This is a genomic window from Mesorhizobium sp. M2A.F.Ca.ET.067.02.1.1, assembly GCF_004023285.1.
Classification (GTDB): Bacteria; Pseudomonadota; Alphaproteobacteria; order Rhizobiales; family Rhizobiaceae; genus Mesorhizobium.
Window position 1 is genome coordinate 1 of sequence record NZ_RZSB01000931.1, and the last position, 2,050, is coordinate 2,050.

Consider the following 2,050-nt stretch of genomic DNA (forward strand, 5'->3'; position numbering starts at 1 on the left):
ACCTCGCAGCTCGCCGAGGTCGCACTCCCCTTTCCGGGAGGCGTGGCATGACCGCCTTTGCCCGATTCCTCGGCGAGAAGGCCGAGCGTTACATCGAGCTGCGCCATTCCCTCGGCTATGCCTTCAGCAAGCAAGCCGGCACGTTGCGGGCTTTCGTCCGCTACGTTGGGCGCGCTCAGCTCGATGCGCCCGCTACCCGGACGATGGCGCTGGACTTCGTCCTGTCGTTTAGCGGCGCCGCCAACAGCCGCGTCACTCGTCACGGCGTGCCCGGCCGGTTTTACGAGTATCTCGCCGTCTACGACGCGCGAACCGAAGTCTTGGAGCGCAGGGCTTTCCCCAGATCCAGAGCGATTCCGCCTCCGCGTATTCTCAGCGAGGCTGAGTTGAGGTCACTCATCGACGCATGCGCCCGCATTTCGCCTAGCATCCCTCTGCGAGGGCGGACGATGGCGACGCTGATCGGATTGTTGGCGAGTTCAGGGCTGCGATCGGGCGAAGTAGTCGGGCTTGATCGTTCCGACGTTGATCTCACCAACGGGGTTCTCCTCGTTCGGAAGACAAAGTTCCGCAAGGATCGTCTCGTTCCAGTTCACACGACAACCCAGGCTGCGCTTGGTTGCTATGCCCGTGAGCGCGACGCCGCTTTCCCCATACCCAAGGATCAGGGCTTCTTCCTCAGTTCCCGGGGCAACCGCCTCTCGGCGACCGGCCTGCAAAACGGCTTTGCCGAGGTCCGTAAACTCGCCGACTTTGATGGCGGTAAGCCGTTAAGGCCGCACGATCTCAGGCACCGGTTTGCCGTGACCCGCCTCAGCCTCTGGCACCAACAGCGCGCAGACGTTCAGGCGCTATTGCCTTTGCTCGCCACATATCTCGGCCACGCCAGTTACAGCGACACGGCCTACTACCTCACGGGCTCGGCGGAGCTCCTCGCCATCGCGGCTGAGCGTGCCGCCCTCGATGGAGGCGCAGCATGAGCGAACACCTGCTCCTAGCGCACCTCCTGGAGTCCTATTTCCGCCGGCGCCTGACCAAGCAGCGGAACGCGACTCCCGCGACCGTGGCCAGCTATCGCGACGCCTTGCGCATGCTGATCCTCTTTGCCGCCGCCCGATTGCGGAAGAAGCCGGCGGCGTTGGCGCTCGAAGAGCTTGATCGAGACCTCGTTCTCGCTTTCCTCGACGAACTCGAGGAGAAGCGGAACAATTCCGTCACCACGCGCAACGCCCGCTTGGCCGCGATCCGATCTTTCTTCCACCACGTCGCTGCCGCCGACCCGGCGTCCGTCGGCGTCGCCCAACGCGTGCTGACGATTCCCATTAAACGGACGCACATTGAAGTGACGTACCACCTCACCAAGGCCGAAGTGGACACCCTCATCGCGGCGCCCGATCCAAAGACGCCCCGTGGTCGGCGTGACCGAGCCTTTCTGCTCTTCTTGGCACGGACCGGCGCCCGGGTCTCCGAAGCCACCGGCGTCAACGCAAACGACCTTCAGTTGGAGCGGCCGCACCCACAAGTGCTGCTGCGCGGCAAAGGGCGCAGAGACCGCGTCGTCCCCATTGCTAAGGACCTGGCGCGGGCGCTGACATCCTTGTTGAGCGAGCGCGGGATCGCCCATCACGAGCCGCGACCGATATTCGTCGGCGCCCGCAACGAGCGCCTGACTCGTTTCGGAGCGACCCATATCGTGCGGCGTGCGGCCACCGAGGCCGTGTCTACCAGGCCGGCTTTGGCCGACAAGCCCATATCGCCGCACATCTTCCGGCACTCCCTCGCCATGAAGCTTCTCCAGTCTCGAATGTTTCGATGATGATCATCTGGCCTTGACGACAGGCGGGGCATTGCCTGAGGGAATGCCCGGTGAGATCCTCATAGCGGTCGCGGTAATCCCTTTCGGATGAGCCATCCGACGGCTCGGGAACCGGCATGCCGAGCAGGTCGCGGCAGTGGGCGAGCTTTTGCGCGCGGTAGCGATTGCCGAGAAAGCCGTAGTAGCGGATGCGATGGAAGCCCTCGGGCAGGACGTGTAGCAGGAAGCGGCGAA

General features: G+C 64.0%; 3 protein-coding genes. 2 read left to right on the forward strand and 1 reads right to left on the reverse strand.

The window, feature by feature from the left end:
- Positions 1-47: 47 nt before the first annotated feature.
- Together EOA28_RS33850 and EOA28_RS33855 are read left to right on the forward strand one after the other, a co-directional pair.
- Positions 48-980, forward strand: coding sequence for a tyrosine-type recombinase/integrase (locus EOA28_RS33850; protein WP_128315749.1), 933 nt, complete (start codon positions 48-50; stop codon positions 978-980).
- The gene (locus tag EOA28_RS33855) at positions 977-1,816 is read left to right on the forward strand and encodes a tyrosine-type recombinase/integrase (protein ID WP_128315750.1); all 840 of its coding nucleotides are present in this window, start codon (positions 977-979) and stop codon (positions 1,814-1,816) included. Before EOA28_RS33850 ends, EOA28_RS33855 begins: the two co-directional genes overlap by 4 nt.
- Here EOA28_RS33855 and EOA28_RS33860 read toward each other — a convergent pair.
- A partial coding sequence (locus tag EOA28_RS33860; RefSeq protein WP_245501665.1) for a transposase occupies positions 1,722-2,050 on the reverse strand: 329 nt, incomplete at its 5' end. The two genes, EOA28_RS33855 and EOA28_RS33860, sit on opposite strands and share 95 nt — an antisense overlap.

What these genes read in the sequence shown, in the direction of transcription:
- EOA28_RS33850 (WP_128315749.1), top strand. Translation starts at nt 48, where the DNA reads ATGACCGCCTTTGCCCGATTCCTCGGCGAGAAGGCCGAGCGTTACATC.
- EOA28_RS33855 (WP_128315750.1), top strand. Translation starts at nt 977, where the DNA reads ATGAGCGAACACCTGCTCCTAGCGCACCTCCTGGAGTCCTATTTCCGC.